Source organism: Gammaproteobacteria bacterium (genome assembly GCA_027296625.1).
Classification (GTDB): Bacteria; Pseudomonadota; Gammaproteobacteria; order JAKEHO01; family JAKEHO01; genus JAKEHO01.
In genome coordinates this window covers 1-17,479 of sequence record JAPUIX010000175.1, presented here as the reverse complement: position 1 = coordinate 17,479, position 17,479 = coordinate 1, and the positions used below count along the sequence as shown (strand labels likewise).

General features: G+C 54.2%; 22 protein-coding genes. 16 read left to right on the top strand and 6 right to left on the bottom strand.

Annotation, left to right across the window (positions count from 1 at the left end):
* Nucleotides 1–910 (bottom strand): aconitase family protein (locus tag O6944_11000; protein MCZ6719662.1); only part of this gene is annotated, 910 nt, incomplete at its 3' end.
* A 243-nt stretch (nt 911–1,153) separates the two neighbouring features.
* Nucleotides 1,154–2,149, bottom strand: coding sequence for an oxidoreductase (locus tag O6944_10995; GenBank protein MCZ6719661.1), 996 nt, complete (start codon nt 2,147–2,149; stop codon nt 1,154–1,156).
* Between the two features lie 216 nt (nt 2,150–2,365).
* On the opposite strand from O6944_10995, the gene O6944_10990 reads away from it, so the two are divergent.
* Together O6944_10990 and O6944_10985 are read left to right on the top strand one after the other, a co-directional pair.
* Nucleotides 2,366–2,863 carry a tetratricopeptide repeat protein gene (locus tag O6944_10990; protein ID MCZ6719660.1) on the top strand — a complete coding sequence of 166 codons (498 nt, stop codon included), beginning with the start codon at nt 2,366–2,368 and terminating at the stop codon, nt 2,861–2,863.
* Nucleotides 2,864–2,919: 56 nt separating this feature from the next.
* Nucleotides 2,920–4,188 carry an EAL domain-containing protein gene (locus tag O6944_10985; GenBank protein MCZ6719659.1) on the top strand — a complete coding sequence of 423 codons (1,269 nt, stop codon included), beginning with the start codon at nt 2,920–2,922 and terminating at the stop codon, nt 4,186–4,188.
* Here the strand turns inward: O6944_10985 and sixA are convergent.
* Nucleotides 4,177–4,641 carry a phosphohistidine phosphatase SixA gene (gene sixA / locus O6944_10980; protein MCZ6719658.1) on the bottom strand — a complete coding sequence of 155 codons (465 nt, stop codon included), beginning with the start codon at nt 4,639–4,641 and terminating at the stop codon, nt 4,177–4,179. The genes O6944_10985 and sixA overlap by 12 nt on opposite strands.
* 124 nt (nt 4,642–4,765) lie before the next feature.
* Between sixA and ubiG the strand changes: the two genes are divergently transcribed.
* Genes ubiG through O6944_10965 form a run of 3 tightly spaced genes read left to right on the top strand, consistent with a single transcriptional unit; the run spans nt 4,766 to nt 7,029 of the window.
* Entirely contained in the window at nt 4,766–5,491 is a 726-nt protein-coding gene (gene ubiG, locus O6944_10975; GenBank protein MCZ6719657.1) for a bifunctional 2-polyprenyl-6-hydroxyphenol methylase/3-demethylubiquinol 3-O-methyltransferase UbiG, read from the top strand.
* On the top strand, nt 5,475–6,179 hold the full coding sequence (locus O6944_10970; protein MCZ6719656.1) for an HAD-IA family hydrolase: 705 nt from the start codon (nt 5,475–5,477) through the stop codon (nt 6,177–6,179). The genes ubiG and O6944_10970 overlap by 17 nt, the downstream gene beginning before the upstream one ends.
* Entirely contained in the window at nt 6,157–7,029 is an 873-nt protein-coding gene (locus tag O6944_10965) for a squalene/phytoene synthase family protein (GenBank protein ID MCZ6719655.1), read from the top strand. The genes O6944_10970 and O6944_10965 overlap by 23 nt, the downstream gene beginning before the upstream one ends.
* Nucleotides 7,030–7,050: 21 nt before the next feature.
* Here the strand turns inward: O6944_10965 and O6944_10960 are convergent, their stop codons facing one another.
* On the bottom strand, nt 7,051–7,485 hold the full coding sequence (locus O6944_10960; GenBank protein MCZ6719654.1) for a hypothetical protein: 435 nt from the start codon (nt 7,483–7,485) through the stop codon (nt 7,051–7,053).
* A gap of 159 nt (nt 7,486–7,644) precedes the next feature.
* On the opposite strand from O6944_10960, the gene O6944_10955 reads away from it, so the two are divergent.
* The 11 genes from O6944_10955 (at nt 7,645) to O6944_10905 (ending at nt 16,185) form a co-directional block, all read left to right on the top strand.
* A complete protein-coding gene (locus O6944_10955; protein MCZ6719653.1) occupies nt 7,645–7,806 on the top strand; it encodes a DUF1674 domain-containing protein in 162 nt (53 codons plus the stop codon).
* Nucleotides 7,807–7,944: 138 nt separating this feature from the next.
* Nucleotides 7,945–8,343, top strand: a complete 399-nt coding sequence (gene sdhC, locus O6944_10950) for a succinate dehydrogenase, cytochrome b556 subunit (protein ID MCZ6719652.1) — start codon at nt 7,945–7,947, stop codon at nt 8,341–8,343.
* Nucleotides 8,340–8,720 (top strand): succinate dehydrogenase, hydrophobic membrane anchor protein, encoded by a 381-nt coding sequence (gene sdhD, locus O6944_10945; GenBank protein ID MCZ6719651.1) that lies wholly within the window; start codon nt 8,340–8,342, stop codon nt 8,718–8,720. Before sdhC ends, sdhD begins: the two co-directional genes overlap by 4 nt.
* Before the next feature lie 6 nt (nt 8,721–8,726).
* The gene (gene sdhA, locus O6944_10940; GenBank protein ID MCZ6719650.1) at nt 8,727–10,517 is read left to right on the top strand and encodes a succinate dehydrogenase flavoprotein subunit; all 1,791 of its coding nucleotides are present in this window, start codon (nt 8,727–8,729) and stop codon (nt 10,515–10,517) included.
* Nucleotides 10,518–10,543: 26 nt separating this feature from the next.
* On the top strand, nt 10,544–11,326 hold the full coding sequence (locus tag O6944_10935; GenBank protein ID MCZ6719649.1) for a succinate dehydrogenase iron-sulfur subunit: 783 nt from the start codon (nt 10,544–10,546) through the stop codon (nt 11,324–11,326).
* A gap of 33 nt (nt 11,327–11,359) precedes the next feature.
* Complete coding sequence (locus O6944_10930; GenBank protein MCZ6719648.1) at nt 11,360–11,602, top strand: succinate dehydrogenase assembly factor 2; 243 nt, start codon at nt 11,360–11,362, stop codon at nt 11,600–11,602.
* 21 nt (nt 11,603–11,623) lie between these two features.
* Nucleotides 11,624–12,664, top strand: coding sequence for a folate-binding protein YgfZ (locus O6944_10925; protein ID MCZ6719647.1), 1,041 nt, complete (start codon nt 11,624–11,626; stop codon nt 12,662–12,664).
* On the top strand, nt 12,654–13,697 hold the full coding sequence (locus tag O6944_10920; GenBank protein MCZ6719646.1) for an agmatine deiminase family protein: 1,044 nt from the start codon (nt 12,654–12,656) through the stop codon (nt 13,695–13,697). The genes O6944_10925 and O6944_10920 overlap by 11 nt, the downstream gene beginning before the upstream one ends.
* Entirely contained in the window at nt 13,694–14,581 is an 888-nt protein-coding gene (locus O6944_10915; protein MCZ6719645.1) for a carbon-nitrogen hydrolase, read from the top strand. Before O6944_10920 ends, O6944_10915 begins: the two co-directional genes overlap by 4 nt.
* 79 nt (nt 14,582–14,660) lie before the next feature.
* Nucleotides 14,661–15,683 carry a hydrolase gene (locus tag O6944_10910; GenBank protein MCZ6719644.1) on the top strand — a complete coding sequence of 341 codons (1,023 nt, stop codon included), beginning with the start codon at nt 14,661–14,663 and terminating at the stop codon, nt 15,681–15,683.
* 16 nt (nt 15,684–15,699) lie between these two features.
* The gene (locus O6944_10905; protein MCZ6719643.1) at nt 15,700–16,185 is read left to right on the top strand and encodes a disulfide bond formation protein B; all 486 of its coding nucleotides are present in this window, start codon (nt 15,700–15,702) and stop codon (nt 16,183–16,185) included.
* 18 nt (nt 16,186–16,203) lie between these two features.
* Here the strand turns inward: O6944_10905 and O6944_10900 are convergent, their stop codons facing one another.
* Together O6944_10900 and O6944_10895 are read right to left on the bottom strand one after the other, a co-directional pair.
* Nucleotides 16,204–16,971 (bottom strand): ABC transporter permease, encoded by a 768-nt coding sequence (locus O6944_10900; protein ID MCZ6719642.1) that lies wholly within the window; start codon nt 16,969–16,971, stop codon nt 16,204–16,206.
* Between the two features lie 44 nt (nt 16,972–17,015).
* On the bottom strand, nt 17,016–17,479 hold a 464-nt coding region (locus O6944_10895; GenBank protein MCZ6719641.1), incomplete at its 5' end, for an ATP-binding cassette domain-containing protein.

Here is a 17,479-nt window from a genome sequence, read left to right as displayed (position 1 = left end):
CGCGCCCGTGGATCGGCAGCACCATTTCTGGGGAGGTCCCCCAGGTAACCAGCGGCTCGATTGCAGCGGCATCGATTTGTACAACCTTATCGAATTTTGCATCTTCGTCACTGACTAAATCCCGCCAGGCGCGAACAGCTTCACTCCACATTGCTCCTTTGGGTGCAAATGGCCGACCCTTCACATAGTTAATCGTCTTGTCGTCCACGGCGATTACCCCAGCACGCGCACCGGCCTCAATGGTCATGTTACATACCGTCATGCGTCCTTCCATCGACAATGCTTGAATGGCATCCCCACTATATTCAATCGAATAGCCTGTTCCGCCCGCCGTCCCAATCTGATGGATAATGGCAAGCACCATGTCCTTTGCCGTGATGCCATCTCCGAGCTGACCCGTGACGTTCACCAGCATGTTTTTGGCTTTTTTCATTACAAGACATTGTGTCGCCAACACATGCTCGACTTCAGACGTACCAATACCAAATGACAGTGCGCCCAGGGCCCCGTTCGTGGACGTGTGAGAATCGCCACAGGCAATCGTCATGCCCGGCAGACAAGCCCCCTGCTCGGGACCAATCACATGTACGATGCCTTGCCTCGGATCGTTCATTGTGAATTCGGTGATTCCCCATTCGGCACAATTCTGATCAAGTGTCTCCAGCTGTAACCGTGAGACGGGGTCCTCAACTTTCTCTCGCCCGATCGTCGGGACATTATGGTCGGGTACCGCCAGAATCGCGCCCGTGCGCCAGGGCTCGAGTCCGGCGAGCTTCAGGCCTTCAAACGCCTGCGGGGAAGTTACCTCGTGGATGAGATGACGATCGATATAGATGATGGATGTGCCATCCTCGTAATCCCGCACCACATGGACGTCCCAGAGCTTATCGATTAAGGTCTTGCCGGCCATCAGAAAACGTTATAACAATATCGTGCACAGTGTTTGCGTTTTAGATTCGCGCATTTGCAACCGAGTAACAGGATAGATGCTCAACTGCAACACGCAAGAGTCAGGGCCAGGATAATCGGTGTGATTGTTCAACGGAACTGTTGATCGATTGGCCAATACTGCTTGCTATCGCGCGCTTTCAGGCACCTACCCTCCAGAGGGCAGCGGCTCATTATAGCCTCTAAGGCTACAGAAATGTTGGAATTACGCCTTGCCTAGGGTGACAACTGTTCGGCCCTTTGCGGCGCCCTTAAGAAGTGAGTTAAAGACATCGGGCAGTTGTTCCAGGGCCACTGTCTCAGATGCGATTGCATCAAGATGACGTGGTGCAAGATCCGTTGCCAGGCGCAGCCAGATTTTATTGCGAAGCTCTGTTGGACAGCCCGCTGACGTCACGCCAATGATGCTGACCCCGCGGAGGATGAAGGGCATGACTGTCGTGCGAAGATCGCTGCCACCGGCCAATCCCACCGACACAATACTGCCCCAAGGCTTGGTGGTTCGTGTCAGCCAAGCCAATACATCACCGCCGACACTGTCGATGGCGCCACCCCAGGTGGCACTTTCTAAAGGGTGGCTTCCGAGTTCGATGTCTTTTCGATCGAGAATTTCCTCGGCGCCCAATGCTCGGAGGTAGTCATGTTCATGAGCCTTACCAGTTATGGCGGTAACGGAGTACCCGTGTCCCGAAAGGACGTCCACTGCGATGCTGCCAACCCCGCCGGTTGCACCCGTTACGACCATCGGGCCTTTATCCGGCGTTTGCCTATTATCTTCAAGCCGTTGCATGCAGAGCCCGACGGTAAAGCCTGCGGTTCCCAAAGCCATGGCCTGGTGCAGTGCCATGCCTTTCGGTAACGGAATGACCCACTCGGCGGGTACGCGCACCCGATCCGCGTAACCACCATCGTGGCTGACGCCCATGTCATAGCCCGTGACGAGGACTTCATCGCCTTCCTTAAAGCGCCGGTCCTTTGATGACTCCACATAGCCAGCCACGTCGATACCTCCAACCAATGGGAAGCGTCGCACGATCTTGCCCGCACCCGTCGCCGCTAGCGCATCCTTGTAATTCACGCTCGAGCACGCTGCTCGGATGACGACCTCACCCGGGGACAGGTCATTCAGGGTCAAGGTTTCTAACTGGCCAAAAACGCGACCATGGTCATTATGGATTCGAAATGCACGGAACCCACTCATTTGTGGGGCCCCTGTGGTTTACTTTCTCTTTTGCACATGAAACAATTTTTTAGAATTGTGGACTAATGAATTCAGGTAGCCACGCACGGCTCGGTTCCATCAGCCCCTAGTTGAACTCATTATCAAGGCTCGCAAGATGCGGAACGTTCAAATATACGTATTTTACGCCATGCACTGCTTTTCGCTTGACCGAAGTGACTCATTGAGGCAAAACCGATGAAAAAACCCGTCCTTGGACTCGCTCTTCTGTTCTTACCAATAACGGCATTGTTTGCTGATTTTAATGATGGCGCTGTCGCCTATTCCATGGGTGACTACCAAACAGCTTACCGAACGATGCAAGCCCTTGCGGTAGGGTCTGAGGACGAGTATGCCCAATACTACCTCGGCGTCATGTATGCCAATGGGCAGGGCATTGAAAAGGACTATGAAGAAGCCGCCAAGTGGTATCGCAAAGCAGCAGAACAGGGTATTCCCCAGGCCCAGTACAGGCTAGCCAACCTCTATGTTGAGGGGAAGGGCGTCCCAAAAGATTTTGAGATTGCCTACGCCTGGTACAGCACGGCAGCACATCAGGGCCACACCGGGGCAGCAGAGAGTGTCCCGCCGGCCGCAGCGATGCTCTCGCCCGATGAGCTAAAGGCAGCGAAGAAGCTATCCGCCGAATATATTGGAAAGTACGGACAAAAGAAGAAGAAAGAGCCGTCACCTTAAAGGCCGCCTAATTTTCCAAACAACGCTTTGATCCCTCACTCCGCCTAAGTTAGCCTATGACCCAGCAAGTATTGGTCGGTCGACAACCGATCTTCAACAGCAGCCTCGATGTGGTTGCCTATGAATTGCTGTTTCGCGGCAGCAATTGGGCAACGAGAGCCGCCTTTGACGATGGTGATTCGGCCACAGCACAGGTGATTCTCAATACATTCCTTGAGATTGGCCTTGACAACATCGTCGGCCAGCTACCCGCTTTTCTCAATGTGACACGAAGTTTTGTGCTCGGTAATCACACGCTTCCGGTGGAAAAAGATCGGATCGTGCTTGAGGTCCTTGAAGACATCGAGATCGACGAACAGCTCATTAGCGGATTACGTTCATTAGCCGAGGAGGGATATACCATTGCGCTCGACGACTATATCTATAGCCATGGGCACACCGAGCTCCTTGAAATCGCTGACATCATTAAAGTCGACGTGCTCAGCATGGACCGGGCCACGCTGAAAGAACATGTCGATCTGCTTCGCCAACATGGCCTGAAACTGTTGGCCGAAAAGATTGAAACACAAGATGACTTCGAACTCTGCCAAACACTGGGTTTTGACTATTATCAAGGATTTTTCCTATCCAAGCCGCGGACTATAAGCGGCCATCGATTCGTGGCCGATCGAACGGCGACGCTTCAGTTGCTCGCCACTCTGTATGCCGCAGAATCCGATGACGCACAATTGGAAAAGGCCATCGCATCAGACACATCATTGAGTGAACGATTGTTACGTACCATCAACTCAAGCATCTCTGCGCTGCCTGTGGAAGCTGATTCCGTCAGCCGTGTGCTGGCATCGATCGGTGTTAAACACATTCGGAACTGGGCGAGTCTCACCGCGCTTTCGGGAATCAGGGATCTCCCCAACGATCTGATCATCGCTGCCGCAATTCGCGCAAAGATGTGTGAGTTGCTTGCAGATGCAGCTGGAAAACCTAATAAGGAACATTATTTCACCGCGGGACTATTCTCCAATCTCGCCGCTGTGCTCGACATACCGATCGAGGAAATTTTGGAAACTCTGCGGCTAGATCGAAACATCGCCCAAGCAATACAAACGTTCGACGGCGAACTGGGTGCCGCCTTACACTGTGTGATCCAGTACGAAAAAGGCCAGTGGGACGACATCGCCTACGAATCATTAGATCCCGTAAGGATCAAAGACTGCTACTTGGAATCGATTGCTTGGGCGAGAAAGGCCGTCCAGAGTCTCACGCCTGATGACGCTAAGCACGCCGCGCACCACGCACGCACTACGGAACCTCAATTAACTGAGTAATTCCGGTCGCATCATCCAAACGATTACCCAACGATCGTCGGCTTCCTTTCCCAGGCACACAACGCTTCCCGGCTGATATGCCACAACGGGGCGCGTTGCACCTTCACAAACGAGGCGCGAGACAAGTTTCGCCATGAACGGCAGGTGGCCTACAACCAGCACATCTTCCGTCCAGGCTTCAAGCATCGACATGAAAAGTTCAATTGGATCCATCGGATCAATACCGGCTATCGCTTCGATTTCCCAATCTGAAGCAATTTCCCCGGCGAATAATTCAGCCGTCTGCCTTGCGCGGGTCTTGCCACTATGCAGGACACGGCGTACGTGCAGATCCAAACCACCGAGCCACAAGGCGATCTTCCTAACATCGTCTAACCCCTTATCACTAAGTGGCCTATCAGGATCACGGTCTTTGGAAACCGCATCACCATGTTGAACGAGGTATAGCTTCATGGACTCAGAATCGTGGAGAAGACAAGGATCCAAGCGCCATTATAACGGCGCGAGGCACGGGGGGTGAGCGCCACGGCATACAACAATATGCGCGCGAATGCGTAAGTAAGGTATCCTTCGCCTTATGAGTCACGCTACTCAAAACGTTGATGCCCAAGAAGTTGCCAAGTTCGAGGCAGCGTCTTCCGAATGGTGGGATCCTGCAGGCGCATTTCGCACACTTCACGAGATTAACCCTTTGCGTCTCGATTATGTTGGCCAACGCGTCGGCGGTCTTGAGGGGAAAAAAATCGTGGATGTAGGCTGTGGTGGTGGCATCCTGACAGAAAGTATGGCGGCACAAGGTGCTATTGTTACGGGCATCGACGCCAGCGATGTGGCTCTGACGGCTGCTCGTGAACATCAATCAATTTCGGGCCTTGCTGTGGAATACGTTCAAGCTGTGCCTGAAGCCTTCGCGAAAACCCACGCGCATGAATTTGATGTCGTCACCTGCATGGAATTGCTAGAACACGTACCGAATCCGGCATCCGTGGTGCAGGCCTGTGCACGTTTGGTCCGTGCAAGAGGTCACGTGTTTTTTTCCACAATTAACCGCACCCCGAAGGCCTATCTCCTTGCAATCATCGGAGCGGAATATATCTTTGGCCTTCTCCCAAAAGGTACGCACGAATACGCCCGATTTATTCGTCCTTCTGAACTGGCTAGCTGGGCGCGTACCTGTGATCTAGTCATGGCGAATATTACCGGGCTGTCCTACAACCCATTGACTAATCATGGCGCTCTGGGCAGCGATATCGCCACGAACTATATCGTTCAAACTGAACTACACGATGAGCCAAATCCCTGACAGACTGCGCAGCGTTTTTTTTGATCTGGATGGTACGCTGGCAGATAGTGCCCCAGACCTTGCGTACGCACTCAATCGATTGCTCAAGGAAGAAAAGCAACAAACGTTACCCTATGAAAAGATCCGTGTGCGTGTCTCTCATGGAAGCAACGCACTAATCCACTTGGCTTTCGGCATCAGCGAACGCGATCCGGCGTTCGAGGACCTGCGCCAGCGATTTCTGGAAAAATACCATTCCCATCTTGCCAATGAGACACGCCTATTCCCAGGAATGGAGACCACGCTTCAGTGGCTTGAGGCAAACGACATGAACTGGGGCGTGATTACTAATAAGCCCGCTTGGCTCACCGATCCGTTAATGGACAAACTCGGCCTGAAAGGACGCGCGGCTTGCATTGTTAGCGGCGATAGTGTCGCCAATCGCAAGCCGCATCCGGAATCCTTATTGCATGCCTGTGAGCTCTCAGGTAGCAAGCCATCGCAATGTGTCTATGTCGGTGACGCCCCTCGTGATATCAAAGCCGGAAGGCGTGCCGGTATGAGAACGCTCGTTGCACTGTTCGGATACATCGACCCGGAAGATGATCCCTTCACATGGGGGGCAGATGGCGTTATTGAAACGCCACTCGACCTCATCGACTGGATCGATTCTGGCCACAAGGCGCGTGAGTTCAGTGCCAGCCGATGACAATGATCGTGAAACGGTCGCTGCGGTGGGTTCGAGCCTGTACTACAGCACACTATTCATTCCCCCGGAAGAAAGACGAGCCGTCACTACACTACACGCCTTTGGCCTCGAAGTAGGCGACGTTATCCGGAAATGCGCTGATCCGGGGGTCGCCCGCGTAAAACTGCAGTGGTGGCGGGAGGAAACCCAACGGGCTATCGAGGGCCATGCGCGGCACCCACTCGGACAAGCCCTCAGTCCCATCATCAAACGCTACCGGCTCCCAATTGAAGATTTGTTTCGGATCATTGATTGCACAGAAGCGACGCTTAACGCCATAGAGTACAGTCATTTCACCGATCTCGTCCTGCACTGCGAAGGTACCACTGGACTGCTGTGGCAAATGTCAACGACCATCACCGGATATCAGGACTCAAGCACATTGGAGTATGCCAAACAGCTTGGCTGTGCTGTTCAGCTCGCAACAATCCTTCAGGACGTTCGTGCAGATGCTACCGGGGGACGCATATTCATCCCCAAAGATGACATGGAGCGATTGCCCATAACTGTTGAGGATCTGGTCAGCGCGAAATCCACAGATAGACTAAAACAGTTGTTCAGGCTCCAAATTGATCGGACGCGGGAGCAGTTTGGCCAAGCGATTGACAAACTACCGGAAAGCGACCGATGGCAACAGCTTCACGGCTTAATCATGTCGGAGATCGTTCTTGCAACGCTCAACGAGGTCGAGCGCGACGGCTACCGCGTGCTGGAACAGCACATTGTGCTCACGCCACTTCGAAAACTCCTGATCGCATGGTTAGCCATGCGACGCGAGAAACGGCGCCGGCAGAAAACGCGGACAAGCTAACCACATAACCCTTTTTGCACATTACAACCTGAGCCGAACGCGTAAACGCCGCAGGGTGTTGGGATCCGCTTGATCAGGCAGAAGCACGACTGGCTGGGTACGACCTTCCACTTTAAAGCGCAGCGCGATCAGCCAGGGATGCACAAAGGCACCCGGCAAGAGCTCGGCTGAATGCGTCTCCCCTTGTGCATTGGTAAGGAGCCACTCCCCATCGGCATTGAGCTGTAACTCCTCCAAAGACGATGGGCTGAAGCGCAAAACGTATCGGCGCAACGAATGAATCAGGCTTCCAGTCAGCACAAACACCGCGACTAGCTTGGCCCACAAGGCGAGATCCAGCGGGATCAGAATTCCCATCGCTCCAAAATGGGTCGTCAAAAGACCAATGGTCAGCCATCGTGACGAGCGCAATTTGAGGCGAATCGGCGCCTGAAACGCACCGGTCACAGGGCTCATGCCTATCTCGGCCAAGTCTTGAAATCCACCTGCATTAAAAAGATACTAACTTCGTCACCACCGCCTATGACACCAAAATGGCGATTTTACCTCGATACGCGGTAACTGACGGCACCAGGCAGGGTGGGCATATCGACATAGGGTGGCTAGCAGATATCCATGAAAAATAAGCAAAAAATTGCGGAGAAAAAATCACAAAATCAGGCCCCGCGGCAAAACCAGGGCAGGGTCAATGCTCCTCGGGAGATTGGTGGCCCTAAAGGCCCTGAGCCCACGCGCTACGGGGACTGGGAACGGCGTGGCCGGTGTTGTGACTTTTAGATCCCCTTAAAACCAGCCCCTGGGAAGCAGACCTGTCCGGGACTACTGGGCAGGAGGGAAATGGTAGGCCTGCGATCCCAACAATCGAGGCAGGATCGCATGATTATGTGATTGCTGGAAGCCGAGAGGTTTTACACTATGGCACAGGATAAAAGGCCGCTCTCACCACATTTGCAAGTATATCGCTGGCAGCTCACATCCGTCCTTTCTATTACCCACCGGGGCACCGGTATCCTTCTGACCCTCGGGACACTTCTGCTCGTCTACTGGCTCCTGGCTATCGCTGCCGGCCCCGGCACGTATGAGAGCGCTCAGGCCTTATTAGGTTCATGGTTGGGCAAGGCCGTCCTGTTTCTTTGGACACTGGCGCTTTACTATCATCTCTGCAACGGCATTCGTCACCTCTTCTGGGATGCAGGATTCGGATTTGAGCTCAAGACTGTTTATGCCTCGGGCATGGCCGTGGTGATCGCCACCGTAGTGCTGACGGTGGTGACGTGGATCATCGCGATGAGTGTGCCAGGAGGCGGGGCATGACGCCGCGCACACCCCTAGCCCGAATTCGTGAGCTCGGCTCAGCCAAGGAAGGCGTGCGTAACTGGTGGATGCAGCGTCTGACCGCAGTGGCACTCGTGCCGCTCAGTCTGTGGTTTGTCGTCTCCATCCTATCCATGGTAGGCGCTGACCACGCGGCGGTTTCCCAGTGGATCGGATCCCCCCTCGTCACCGTCCTGCTGATCTTGTGCATTGTGGCCCTGTTTTACCATGCGCAACTCGGCATGCAGGAGATTATCGAAGACTATGTCCACACTGAATGGCTCAAGGTGACGAGCGGGATCGTGCTCAAATTTGCAGCCATTCTCCTTGCTATCGTCTGCGCTGTTGCGGTACTAAAGGTTTCCTTGGGGAGCTAATCACAGATGACTGCTGCCTACGAGATCATCGATCACCAATACGACGTCGTCGTGGTCGGCGCCGGTGGCGCGGGGCTCAGGGCCACTTTGGGTATGGCCGCAAAAGGGCTACCGACAGCCTGCATCACCAAGGTTTTTCCAACGCGAAGCCACACGGTAGCCGCCCAGGGCGGCATGAGCGCCACCCTCGGCAACATGGGAGAAGACGATTGGCGCTGGCACATGTACGACACGGTCAAGGGGTCCGACTGGCTTGGGGATCAAGACGCGATTGAATACATGTGCCGTGAGGCTGTCCCTGCGGTCATTGAGCTTGAGCACCTTGGGGTCCCCTTTTCCCGAACCGAGGACGGCAAGATCTATCAGCGCCCGTTTGGCGGCATGACCACCCACTTCGGCGAAGGTACGGCGCAGCGCACCTGCGCTGCCGCAGATCGCACTGGTCATGCGATTCTGCACACGCTCTATCAGCAGTGCCTTAAGCACCAGGCAGAGTTCTTCATCGAATACTTTGCGATCGACCTCATCATGGACGATGAAGGCATGTGCCGAGGAGTGTTGGCCTGGAACCTTGAAGATGGCACGTTACACCGTTTTCGAGCCCATGCCACATTGCTGGCAACCGGAGGTTATGGGCGTACCTATTTCTCGTGTACCTCTGCCCATACGTGCACGGGTGACGGCAATGCCATGGTGTTGCGGGCCGGGCTGCCACTCCAGGACATGGAGTTCGTGCAGTTCCATCCAACCGGCATGTACGGATCGGGTTGTCTGATAACGGAGGGTTCTCGGGGTGAAGGCGGCTATCTCACCAATTCGGAAGGTGAGCGTTTTATGGAACGCTATGCACCGAACACCAAAGACCTCGCCTCGCGGGATGTGGTCAGCCGTGCAATGACCATCGAGATCCGTGAGGGCCGTGGCGTTGGAAAACACAAGGACCACATTTCTCTGCATCTCGAGCATCTCGGCCCGGAAGTGATAAACGAGCGGCTCCCGGGGATCGCCGAAACCACCAGGATTTTTGCCGGCGTGGACGTCAACAAGGACCCCATCCCTGTGCTACCGACGGCGCACTACAACATGGGCGGGATCCCCACCAACCATCATGGACAGGTGGTGACCTTGAAAGAGGGCGACCCGGATTCCCTGGTTCCTGGATTGATGGCCATCGGTGAATGCGCGTGCGTGTCAGTACACGGTGCCAATCGGCTCGGGTCAAATTCCTTGCTCGACATCATTGTCTTTGGGCGCGCAGCAGCCAACTACTGCGCAAAGCATATCGAGCCCGACACACCCCACAAGCCTTTGAACAAGAAACTGGAGGAACCCATCTTGGAACGGGTGGACCGGCTTCGCCATGCCAAGGGATCCTTACCAACTGCCCGGATTCGGTTGGAGATGCAGAAGACGATGCAGAGTAATGCCTCAGTATTTCGCACTGGCGCGGTCCTGGAGGAAGGCAAACAGAAGATACAAGAGATCTTGGCGTCATTTGCTGATGTTCACGTTACAGATCAGTCTATGATATGGAACACCGATCTCATTGAGACATTTGAACTGGCCAACCTTCTGACGCAATCGATGGTTACCGTGTGTTCGGCGCTCAACCGCACAGAGAGCCGAGGAGCCCATGCCCGTGAGGACCATCCGGATCGCGACGACCAGAACTGGTTAAAACATACCTTGGCGTGGCTAGATAATAAGGGTGAAGTGCGATTTGACGATCGGCCTATACGTATGCAGCCGCTAACGGATGAAGTGGAATCGTTTCCGCCCAAAGCACGGGTGTACTGACGAACCGCACTGCGAGGATAAACACCATGGCTGAGTTCACATTACCCGCAAATTCCGTGATCCGTAAGGGAAAAACCTATCGTCATGCTGATGGCGCAATGAATACAAGGCGTTTTGTCATCTATCGGTTCGACCCGGACAGCGAAGAGAACCCACGCATGGATACTTATGAGCTCGACCTGGATACTTGCGGGCCGATGGCGCTTGATGCCCTGATTATGATTAAGAACGAGTTTGACGCAAGCTTAACTTTCCGGCGTTCATGCCGAGAAGGTATTTGTGGTTCTTGCGCGATGAACATCGATGGCACCAATGAGCTTGCTTGCATTAAGGCGATCGAAGATATTCGCGGAGACGTCAAGATCTACCCGCTGCCACATCTGCCGGTCGTCAAAGACCTTGTGCCGGACCTGACGAATTTCTATGCCCAGTACGCTTCGATCGAGCCTTGGCTCCAGACGGAGAGCCCCCCTTCGCCAGATCGAGAACATTTACAATCCAAGAAAGATCGCGCCAAACTCGATGGTCTGTACGAGTGTATTCTTTGTGCCTGTTGTTCAACCAGTTGTCCAAGTTACTGGTGGAACAGCGACCGTTATCTCGGTCCGGCCGTCCTGCTGCAGGCATATCGTTGGATCGTGGATAGCCGAGATCAAACTACCGGCAAACGCTTGGACGACCTTGAAGGTCCATTCCGCCTCTATCGGTGTCACACCATTATGAGCTGCACAAACACCTGTCCAAAGGGCCTTAATCCTGGAAAGGCTATCGCCGAGATCAAAAAGCTCATGATTACGCGGACCACGTAGGCTCATTGTTGTGTTGGTGTTCTTGAACGACCGATGATTGAACGGTCTCGGCTGCTGTGGCGCTGCCGACGCGGCTTACGGGAGCTCGATCTGATCCTGCAAAAGTTCCTCGCCCAGCATTATGCCGATCTGTCACTGGAAGATAAGCAGCTTTTCAACGAGTTTTTGGATCATTCAGATGATGACCTGCTCTCGTGGCTGATGGGCAGATCGCAGCCGAGTAACACCGCGATGGCTCGCCTCGTAGCGCAGATTCGCGACGCCTCAACTATATAACGCCAACGGAATCGGCTAATCATGGAAAATCATTGGAGACAGTTTCTAACAGATTTCGGTGCTGCCTTTGTTGATGACATCGTCAATGATTACGGTAATCGAACTGCGGAGTATCGCGCCGTGCTATCGTCGAATGTCATTGCAGACCTATCCCACTTAGGGTTAATCGAGGTCGGCGGTAATGACGCTAACGAATTTCTACATGGACAGTTCACGAGCGACGTCGACGCGATCACCCCACGGCACAGCCAGCTTAGTGCTTGGTGCACGCCCAAAGGACAGGTGCTGGCGATCTTTTTGATATTTAGGCGCGGCCAGCATTACTACCTGTTATTACCGCGGGAACTCGTTGACATGACCATACACCGCTTGCGCGGTTATGTGTTGCGTGCCGCCGTCACCATGGCTGATGCAAGCGATTCGCTGGCCCGTATTGGCATCGCGGGCGATGACGTGGCAACTTACCTTAAGCACTCGGTTGGGGATGTACCTCACGTTGTAGATGACGCCACGCAAAACGGCACGGTCACATTACTCGGCATTCCGGGTCCCACACCTCGCTTTCTAGTGGTTGGAAAAGCCGCAAGGCTTCAAGCTGTGTGGCAAGCGCTTGCATCAGAGGTAACACCAGTCGGTGCCGGGCCATGGGCCCTACTGGATATTCTTGCCGGGATCCCAAGCATCTACCCCGCGACGTCAGAAGCCTTCTTGCCCCAGATGCTCAATCTTCATGCTTTGGGCGCGCTCAGCTTTCAGAAAGGCTGCTTTCCAGGTCAAGAAGTCATCGCCCGCGTTAAATACCGGGGCAAACTGAAACGACGCACGTACCTTGCGCATCTGGATACTGATGCGGTGCCGGATCCCGGCGATGCCCTCTTCGAGGTGAGAAGCCGCGAGCGCATTGGCCAAGTCCTCAACGCGAGACCACATCCAGACGGCGGCATCGCGATGCTGGCTGTTATCGAAACGGAAGCGGCCGCAAGCACTGAGGTCCGGTTGCATCGTGATGAGGGTCCGACGGTACAAGTCCAACCGCTACCCTATTCGCTGAATGCTGCATAAGGCGACACGCTTTCCTGCCGAGTGGGAACGGCAAAGCGCGCTGTTCATGACATGGCCGCATGCCGAGACGAACTGGCAGCCGGACCCGTTAGCAACCGAAGATACCTTTCTTGCGATCGCAAAGACGGCCTCCAAGTCACAAAAGCTTGTGATTGCCTGTAACGATCAGGCGCACGGCTTCCACGTTGAATCACTCTTTCGGCGATCTAGGATCGATCCCGTTTGTTACACACTCTACGTCGCTCCCTCCAATGATAGTTGGGCACGCGATCACGGGCCCATTGGCTTGCTTAGGGATGGCAACCCACACCTCATAGACTTCAAATTTAACGGTTGGGGCAACAAGTACCCAGCCAATCATGACAACCGCATCACGAGCATGCTGCACGCAGCAGGTGCATTCGGACATACACCGATCGAGCACATTGACCTTGTGCTTGAGGGAGGAAGCATCGAGACGGACGGCGCCGGTACACTATTGGCGACGTCGCGCTGCTTAGTTTCTCCCACACGCAATCCAGAACTTAGCGCGAATGCGATCGAGTCCCAGTTATTACGATATCTCGGCTGCCGTCGCATCCTATGGTTAAATCACGGACAGCTGCTTGGCGACGACACCGACGGGCATATCGATACCCTTGCACGTTTCGTCGACCGAGAGACCATCGCGTATGTGCGGTGTGACGATGAGAATGACCCAAACTATCCAGAGCTTCATGCGATGGCACGAGAAATAGAGACATTTCGGCAACTAGATGGTGAGCCGTACCGTTTCATCGCCCTCCCCTGCCCACGTATGATCTATTCAAAGGATGGAAAGTCACTTCCCGCAAGCTATGCTAACTTTCTGATTATTAATAACGCTGTGCTTGTGCCCACGTACAACGATCCTAACGATGCGCAAGGCCTCAAAATTTTGGGTGATTGTTTTCCTGAGCGCCAAATCGTTGGCATCAACGCCTTGCCGTTGATTCACCAATACGGCAGTCTCCACTGCGTCGCAATGCACTTACTACATGGAGTTGCCCAATGAGCACTACCCTTTCCGTTGGCCTCGTACAGCATGCATGTACTGTGGAGCGGACAGAAAACCTCGAAGCGTCCATTTCGGGCGTACATGAAGCCCATCGGCAAGGCGCCGAACTTGTGTTGCTTCCCGAGTTACATTGCTATCAATATTTCTGTGGTTTCGAAGATGCGAACAAGTTCAATCTTGCGGAATCCATTCCCGGGCCAACGACCGAGCAGCTAGCGCGCGTCGCTGCCGAACTTGGGATCGTCATCGTGGCCTCCATCTTTGAACACCGTGCCCGCGGTCTGTACCACAATACGGCCGTGGTCTTGGAGCGGAACGGCCAGATCGCCGGAACGTACCGTAAGATGCACATCCCCGACGATCCGGGCTATCACGAAAAATTCTACTTTGCGCCAGGGGACCAGGGCTTTACACCCATCGCGACGTCCGCCGGAGCCCTGGGCGTGCTGGTGTGCTGGGATCAGTGGTTTCCAGAAGCCGCCCGTCTGATGGCCCTCGCCGGCGCCGATCTCTTGCTCTATCCAAGCGCTATCGGATGGGATCCCAAAGACCCGGAACCCGAACGCGCACGCCAGCTTGACGCCTGGATCACGATTCAACGTGCCCATGCCATTGCCAACAGCCTGCCACTGGCCGTTTGTAACCGCTGGGGAGTTGAGGAAGGCGTAAAGGAAAACGCCACTCCGATTCAATTCTGGGGCTCAAGTTTCATCACCGGGCCACAAGGGGAAATTTTGGCCCAGGCGTCAAGCGATGCAGACGCCGTACACGTGGTATCCCTTGACTTTAAACGAAGCGAGGCGGTGCGTCATGAATGGCCCTATCTGCGCGATCGACGCATCGACGCATACAAAGGGCTCCTTAGCCGCTATCTCGACTGAACGAAACAGTGGCTGCCTGGATACTGTGTTGGTGCAGGAGCCGGTAGTCGAAAACATCGGCCGGGGGGCACATTAACAGGTGATTATCCGTAACACTTTTAAGGCCGCCTGGTGGCTGCCGGGACCCCACGCACAGACGTTCTGGCCGCGCATATCATCGCGCAACCACAAGATTGCCGTACGGCAGGAACGATTGGAGCTTCCCGATAGTGATTTCGTCGATCTCGCTTGGACGACAGGCCACTCTGGCCCCATCGTGATTGTCTTACACGGCCTGGAGGGAGACATCCGGTCCCCCTATGCTGCGAGGATCATGGCAGCCTTTCATCGCAAAGGATGGCGTGGGGTACTTATGCATTTTCGAGGTTGCAGTGCCACCCCAAATCGCATGGCCCGCAGCTATCACTCAGGTGACACGGGTGATCTCCGTTACCTCATCGAAACGCTCAACGCGCGGGAGCCGGGCACCTCATTGGCAGCCGTGGGATACTCCTTGGGTGGTAACGTATTGCTGAAATATCTTGGTGAGTACGGGCAGGATGTGGCGTTAGAAGCGGCTGTCGCCGTATCTGTCCCGTTCGACCTGCACAACAGCGCTGAGCGCCTTGATCAAGGTCTCTCGCGGATCTATCAACGGCTGTTACTCAAAAGTCTGTGCGCGAAAATGAGACAAAAATTTCAAACAATTAAACCGCCCATCGCCTTGGGTCAACTGAACACGTTGAAGAACTTTCGCGCCTTTGACGATGCAATCACTGCACCTTTACATGGCTTCGAAGACGTCAATGACTATTACTCGCGCTCTAGCAGCCGCCAGTATCTAAACTCCATTTGCATACCAACACTCATACTGCATGCCGTGGATGATCCGTTCATGACGCCCGCCGCCATACCGAATGCATCAGAGCTGTCACCCAGTATATCGCTAGAGCTCAGCGAACGCGGCGGACATGTGGGATTTATCAGTGGGCCAGCTCCATGGCGTGCAACATACTGGCTGGATGATCGGATCCCGAGCTTCCTGACACCCTACATCGTGGGATCCGAACGAGGGCAGGCTAACATAGCGAGTTCAAATAATAATGCTAGCACTCATTTCTAACTGCGAGGCTTGTATCATGCGCCTTAATCGATTGATCTACCTAATGATCTTTCTCGGTTGTACGGCCCTTCTCGGCTTCGGCATGTATTTGGAGAACGTCAAAGATCTTGAACCATGTCCACTATGTATTGTTCAGCGAATTGCTTTCGTAATCACCGCGCTCTTAAGTCTACTGGCGGCAATACACGGTCCACGGCGCATCGGCGCTAGAATCTACAGCACCTTCATTACCCTAGTTTCCTTCGGCGGTGCTGCGGTCGCCGCACGGCAAGTTTACCTACAGCACTTGCCGCCAGAGGAAATCCCTGAGTGCGGCCCGGGACTTGAGTATATGCTGAACACCTATCCACTCACTGAAACGCTCAAAATCATGTTGACCGGGACTGGCGATTGCGCTGAGGTGGTCTGGACATTCCTAGGTCTGAGCATCCCATCGTGGGCGCTGATCTGCTTCTCGTTGATCGTAGTTGTGAGCGTCACACAAGTTTTCACGGCGAAGTAAAGCGCGAAGGTACGACGGCTACTCACCAACCTGTAACAGAAGGCCGCGCACGCGTGCGATCCGGAATACCCAGAGGAAAACGATCATCCCCAGCACGATATAGATACCATTCAACAGGACTGCATCGAAAAACAATTCCTTATCAAATCGATGATCAAATAAGACTGCCCGCATACCCTCAAATACATGACTGCTGGGAATGGCCCAGGCGACCGGCTGCAGCCAGTCAGGCAATGTTGAAATCGGATAGTAAATGCCACTGATTGGCCCCAAGGCAAAAATCGACGCCCAGGCCAGGCTTTCAGCTCCAAGGCCGTAACGCAGCAGGAGGCCGCATATTAAGAGCCCGATCGCCCAGCCAAATACCAAGAGATTCGCAAAAAAAGCTAGTAGCGGCAATCCAAGATCAAATATCGAATAGTGATAAAGAGGGATAGCCAACAAAGCGGCGGTGCCAACACCTAACAATGTACGAAACAGACTGATGAGTAACATCGAAAAAACCAGTTCATAGGGCCGCAAGGGGCTAGCAAATAAATGTCCCAGATTGCGCGCAAACATCTCTTCCATAAACACAACGGAAACGCCAAGCTGCGCACGAAAGAGCACATCCCATAATAAAACGGCGGAAAGAAGCACGCCCGTTGCGTGAGCAACCCACGAGCTATTGGTAATGAAGAACTGCGTGATGAAGCCCCACATGATCATCTGAACCGTCGGCCAGTACGCCTGTTCAAGGATCCGTGGCCAGGATCCCCGCAACAGATATAGATAACGCAGCGCCATCGCACCGATTCGGCCCACTGAGAGAGTGATCGACGCTTGGAGGCTCACGGCAGGGCCACCGTCTTGCGATTCCGATCTCCCTCACCGGTTTCTCGCATTACGTCGAGGAATACTTCTTCCAGGGTGCTGCGCCTATATCTTGCGACCAGCCCCTGAGGCGTGCCCTGATCCACGATCTTTCCGGCCCGCATGATCATCACATCGGAACAGATGCGCTCGACCTCCATCATGTTGTGCGATGCCAGCAATATCGTCATCCCAGATGACGCTTGGTAGCTGGAGAGAAAGCTGCGAACACGGTCGGCGGTATCTGGATCCAGTGATGCGGTCGGCTCATCGAGCAGTAGAAGCTCCGGCTCGTTAATCAGGGCCTTAGCAAGGCTAACCCGCGTCTTTTGTCCAGCGGACAATGTCCGAAACGGTCGCTTTGCAAAGGATGCAATGTCTAAGTCCGAGCCCAGCTGCCGAAGCCGTTCACCTATATTCCGAACACCATATAAACGGCCGT

Bases quoted from the DNA above. Each gene is read 5' to 3' on its own strand.
- O6944_10995 (MCZ6719661.1), bottom strand. From the start codon at position 2,149: ATGAGTGGGTTCCGTGCATTTCGAATCCATAATGACCATGGTCGCGTT.
- O6944_10990 (MCZ6719660.1), top strand. From the start codon at position 2,366: ATGAAAAAACCCGTCCTTGGACTCGCTCTTCTGTTCTTACCAATAACG.
- O6944_10985 (MCZ6719659.1), top strand. From the start codon at position 2,920: ATGACCCAGCAAGTATTGGTCGGTCGACAACCGATCTTCAACAGCAGC.
- sixA (MCZ6719658.1), bottom strand. From the start codon at position 4,641: ATGAAGCTATACCTCGTTCAACATGGTGATGCGGTTTCCAAAGACCGT.
- ubiG (MCZ6719657.1), top strand. From the start codon at position 4,766: ATGAGTCACGCTACTCAAAACGTTGATGCCCAAGAAGTTGCCAAGTTC.
- O6944_10970 (MCZ6719656.1), top strand. From the start codon at position 5,475: ATGAGCCAAATCCCTGACAGACTGCGCAGCGTTTTTTTTGATCTGGAT.
- O6944_10960 (MCZ6719654.1), bottom strand. From the start codon at position 7,485: ATGAGCCCTGTGACCGGTGCGTTTCAGGCGCCGATTCGCCTCAAATTG.
- O6944_10955 (MCZ6719653.1), top strand. From the start codon at position 7,645: ATGAAAAATAAGCAAAAAATTGCGGAGAAAAAATCACAAAATCAGGCC.
- sdhC (MCZ6719652.1), top strand. From the start codon at position 7,945: ATGGCACAGGATAAAAGGCCGCTCTCACCACATTTGCAAGTATATCGC.
- sdhD (MCZ6719651.1), top strand. From the start codon at position 8,340: ATGACGCCGCGCACACCCCTAGCCCGAATTCGTGAGCTCGGCTCAGCC.
- sdhA (MCZ6719650.1), top strand. From the start codon at position 8,727: ATGACTGCTGCCTACGAGATCATCGATCACCAATACGACGTCGTCGTG.
- O6944_10935 (MCZ6719649.1), top strand. From the start codon at position 10,544: ATGGCTGAGTTCACATTACCCGCAAATTCCGTGATCCGTAAGGGAAAA.
- O6944_10930 (MCZ6719648.1), top strand. From the start codon at position 11,360: ATGATTGAACGGTCTCGGCTGCTGTGGCGCTGCCGACGCGGCTTACGG.
- O6944_10925 (MCZ6719647.1), top strand. From the start codon at position 11,624: ATGGAAAATCATTGGAGACAGTTTCTAACAGATTTCGGTGCTGCCTTT.
- O6944_10920 (MCZ6719646.1), top strand. From the start codon at position 12,654: ATGCTGCATAAGGCGACACGCTTTCCTGCCGAGTGGGAACGGCAAAGC.
- O6944_10915 (MCZ6719645.1), top strand. From the start codon at position 13,694: ATGAGCACTACCCTTTCCGTTGGCCTCGTACAGCATGCATGTACTGTG.
- O6944_10905 (MCZ6719643.1), top strand. From the start codon at position 15,700: ATGCGCCTTAATCGATTGATCTACCTAATGATCTTTCTCGGTTGTACG.
- O6944_10900 (MCZ6719642.1), bottom strand. From the start codon at position 16,971: ATGGCGCTGCGTTATCTATATCTGTTGCGGGGATCCTGGCCACGGATC.